This is a genomic window from Candidatus Woesearchaeota archaeon, from assembly GCA_026394965.1.
Classification (GTDB): domain Archaea; phylum Nanobdellota; class Nanobdellia; order Woesearchaeales; family 0-14-0-80-44-23; genus JAPLZQ01.
In genome coordinates, this window is sequence record JAPLZQ010000108.1 from 1 (window position 1) to 3,935 (window position 3,935).

Below are 3,935 nucleotides of genomic sequence, written 5' to 3' on the forward strand. Positions count from 1 at the left end.
TATTCCGACGCTTATATTAAAAATTTTTTAAAAGCAAAAAATCTTAAGTTCAAATATTATAAACACATTGAAATTAAAATAGCTGAACTCCTTTCTGAAGGGAAAATTGTTGCAAGGTTTGCCGGAAAGATGGAATACGGGCCAAGGGCGCTTGGCAATAGAAGCATTTTATGCCAGGCAACTGACAAAAAAATAAACAATTGGCTTAATAAGAGATTGAAGCGAACAGAATTTATGCCTTTTGCTCCATCAGTCCTCAAAGAAGAAGCTAATAATTGTTTTAAAAATTTAAAAGGTGCTGAATATTCTGCAGAATTCATGACAATAACATTTTATTGCACAGATTTAATGAGAAAAAAAGCGCCTGCAGTTGTGCATGTTGATAATACCGCAAGGCCCCAGATAGTTTCTGAGAAAAACAATCCTTCTTTTTACAAAATTCTGAAGCAATACCGAAATATCTCAGGCATTCCTGCAATTATAAACACCAGTTTTAACATGCATGAAGAGCCGATTGTATGCTCTCCAGAAGATGCATTAAGCACTTTTTTAAAAGCGGGGCTGGATTATCTTGCCATTGGAAGCTATTTAGTAAGATACCCATAACTTAATTCTTTTGATTGGCATTTAATTAATCATGCAATACTTTTCGCAATTAAAATATTGCAATTGAAAGCAATAAAAAGAAAATAAACAAAATAAAAATAAGAGATGCTAACTGCTATTCTTTTATCTTTAATTACAGCAACCTTTTTAAACTCCCTGAAGTTTTTCCTTTTTCCGGAGATTAACCATGCTAAAAATAACTGTTGCAATCCCAACATACAACCGGGGAAAATCAATAAAGCCCGCTTTAGAGGCAATAACAAAGCAGGATTTTCCCAAATCTGAATATGAGCTGATTATTGTAGATGACGGCGGAAATGATTCAACAAAAGAGATTGTAGGCGAGTTCAGCAGAAAATCGGGTTTTCCAATAAGATATTCCTGGCAGAAAAACAAGGGTCCTGCAGCAGCAAGGAACCTTGCAATCCTTAATTCAAAATCTCCAATAATCGCATTTACTGATGATGACTGCATTCCAAATCCTGACTGGCTTGAAAAGATTCTTTCTGCATTCTCAAATGATTCTGATGCAATGATAATCGGCGGTGAAACCCTTCCTCCAAAGGGAAATTTGATTGCAAAAGTAGGGCAGGGGCTCACCAAGAATGCCTTCTTTGACAATGTAAACGGAAAAAGGGAGGCGATATTCTTCCCAACCTGTAATGCAGCATTCAGGAAAGAGGTTTTTAAGAAAGCCGGATGCTTTGATGAGGATTTTCCGATTGCAGCAGGAGAGGATTTGGAATTTTCCTGGAGATGCTTTAAGAAAGGGCTGAAGCTTTTATATGCTCCTGATGCAATAGTAACCCATTACTGCACCCCAAATTTGAGGGCTTATGCAAGGCAGAGCTTCAATTATGGAAGGGGCAACTATATTGCAAAACTTAAGCAGCCAGACCATCCTGAAATCAGGATGCTTGAGACAGGGGGAAACATCAGGTTTTTGTGGTATTGCGTTATGGAAGTGCTGGAAGCGCCAAGATTTGCATTCCTCTTCACAGTAAGGATAAAAAAGTGGATGGGGATTTCAGGATTGAAAGGCACTCTTGCAACATTTTTCATCCTTCTTGTGCACAGGTTTTCATACCTATCGGGAAATATCCGGGAAAGAAAGGAAAGAAATAAAAAATAAGCGTTTTTCCATAATAAGTCTAAATTTTCCTTTTCGCTTATATATCTTTTTGTATATAAAACTATTTAAACAATCCACTAATCAGTAGTTTAATCTAATGTGGGGTGGCAAAGAACAGTTTTTAGAGATTTTATTGGCTGATAAAGGTGTTTAAATGAAAATTGCGCTTGTGAATCCTCCGCCGTACGGCGTAAAAATGCCGCCTATTGGAATTCCATACCTTTCAGCAAAGCTGAAGAATGAAGGGCATCAGGTAAAATCATTTGACCTCAATATTATCCTTTACAATGAAAACCAGATTGAGAGAAAGATGTGGTTATTTGAAAATTCAATACTTTGGCAGAAGGACAGCGAAAAGATATTTCTGAAAAAAGAATAGATGAATTTGTCCGTGAAGTTGCAAAAACCGAATGCGAAATTGTGGGAATAAGCGTGCATGTTATGGCAATAGATGTTGCAAACAGGATTTCTTCGGCATTAAGAAAGTTAATGCCTGAAATTAAGATTATTTATGGAGGGCCGTATCTTTCAAGGGAATTTCTGCTTTTAAGCCAGAAGAACAAAGAGATTTTGAGCCTGGATGCGGATGCATATACTTTTGGAGAAGGCGAGGAAACTCTTTCTGAAATAGTGCGAAATCTTGGACTACGCTCTGAAATAGGAAATGTAAGAGGTGCTTTCATAAAGAAAGATGATGCGCTTATTTACTGCGGCGAAAGGGAAAAAATAATTGACATTGACTCTCTTCCCTTTCCTGATTTTTCTGATTTTCCTCCGGAAAATTATTTGGAAAAGGCCACTCTTCCGATAATGTTCAGCAGGGGATGCCTGAACAGATGCTCATTTTGCAGGGACTGCGCCTTGTGGGGGAAGTACCGGGCAAGGAAAGCGCAGTCTATTTTCGCAGAAATGAAACAGCAAATGAAATCCTATGATGCAAGAAATTTCAATTGCAATGACTTGATGCTAAACGGCGATTTGGAAATGCTAAACGAGCTTTCTGAGCTCATAATCTCAAATGGGCTGAATGTTGGCTGGGGAGGAATGGCAATCACTAGGGAAGATATGAGCATTTCATTCCTTAAAAAGTTAAAGCAGGCAGGCTGCACTAATATGGACATTGGAATTGAAAGCGGTTCAGAAAAGATTAGAAGAAAAATGGGGAAATCGCCATTGCAAATTGCCGAAAAATCCATTCGGGCAATACATGAGGCAGGAATTAGGGTGAATTCCACTTGGCTTATAGGATATCCTGGTGAAACACGACTGGATTTTATGAAAACCCTTTGGTTTATGTTTAAGGTAAGAAAATATTTATCTGAAATTATATCCAATGTATGCCATATCCCTTTAGAGTCAAGGCTTTTTACAGAGATTGATAAGATTGGGATATCCATAAAAAACGATTCCTGCTATGATACCATGCGCTGGTATCTTGGATTAAATACGCCGAGAGAAAGGGAAATCCGGATGAAGATTTTCCATAAGTTCGTTCATATATTAAAAATAAATATAAACAAACAATAAGAAAGCCAAATTTAACTGAAATATATTTTATCCAGATAAACAGTTCCGCGTAAGCTTTTTTGATTTGTGATAATCAGATAATAACCGTTTATTGTCTCCCAATCTGCTACTTTTTCCCTGTTATTACTTTTAACATAGCTTTTGAATGTGCTTATGTTCTTATTCTCTTCAAATCTTGCCAAAACATAGCTTAAATTTTTATCCTGATTTTCAGAAAAGCGAAAATCCATCTTAAGGGAAAATATTCCTGACTGGCTATTCATAAAACTATGCCCTGTTTTAAAAGATGTATTATCTGGATTTTTATTTGTTTCAATTTTTTGAATCGGATTCTCAAAGCTGTTCAGCATTGGCTCAGAATTCACTTTTAATGAAGGGTATCTAATTAAATCATAAACGCTGCCTGCAAATTCAAGAAATGCCATAAGCACCAGAATAAATGTTACAGCAACTACCCATTTTTTGTTTTCTATCCAGAACAGGCTGTTCATTTAACATAAGAACTTGAAATTCCATATTTAAATCTTTATTTTTGCCTGACTATTGAGGATATCCTGATTCTTCTGCGGAATTCATCAAGGAGAAGATTAAGCCTTCTCATCCTCTCTTCAGGAGTATTCTTTCCGTCAATTGTCCGCCAAAGCCCCCGATGGTATGGGTGCGGTATTAT

The 3,935-nt window shown here is 36.8% G+C and carries 5 protein-coding genes; 4 read left to right on the forward strand and 1 reads right to left on the reverse strand.

Annotated features, from left to right (window positions below):
* The 4 genes from NTV63_05055 to NTV63_05070 all read left to right on the forward strand — a co-directional run.
* Positions 1-606, forward strand: a 606-nt coding sequence (locus NTV63_05055) for a carbamoyltransferase (protein MCX6710286.1), incomplete at its 5' end; no start/stop codon positions are given.
* Between the two features lie 187 nt (positions 607-793).
* Complete coding sequence (locus NTV63_05060) at positions 794-1,738, forward strand: glycosyltransferase (protein MCX6710287.1); 945 nt, start codon at positions 794-796, stop codon at positions 1,736-1,738.
* 154 nt (positions 1,739-1,892) lie between these two features.
* The gene (locus NTV63_05065; protein MCX6710288.1) at positions 1,893-2,117 is read left to right on the forward strand and encodes a hypothetical protein; all 225 of its coding nucleotides are present in this window, start codon (positions 1,893-1,895) and stop codon (positions 2,115-2,117) included.
* A complete protein-coding gene (locus NTV63_05070) occupies positions 2,075-3,265 on the forward strand; it encodes a radical SAM protein (GenBank protein MCX6710289.1) in 1,191 nt (396 codons plus the stop codon). The genes NTV63_05065 and NTV63_05070 overlap by 43 nt, the downstream gene beginning before the upstream one ends.
* 11 nt (positions 3,266-3,276) lie before the next feature.
* Here the strand turns inward: NTV63_05070 and NTV63_05075 are convergent, their stop codons facing one another.
* A complete protein-coding gene (locus tag NTV63_05075; protein ID MCX6710290.1) occupies positions 3,277-3,690 on the reverse strand; it encodes a hypothetical protein in 414 nt (137 codons plus the stop codon).
* Positions 3,691-3,935: the final 245 nt, after the last annotated feature.

Coding starts and splice junctions, on each gene's coding strand:
- NTV63_05060 (MCX6710287.1), top strand. CDS start 794: ATGCTAAAAATAACTGTTGCAATCCCAACATACAACCGGGGAAAATCA.
- NTV63_05065 (MCX6710288.1), top strand. CDS start 1,893: ATGAAAATTGCGCTTGTGAATCCTCCGCCGTACGGCGTAAAAATGCCG.
- NTV63_05075 (MCX6710290.1), bottom strand. CDS start 3,690: ATGGCATTTCTTGAATTTGCAGGCAGCGTTTATGATTTAATTAGATAC.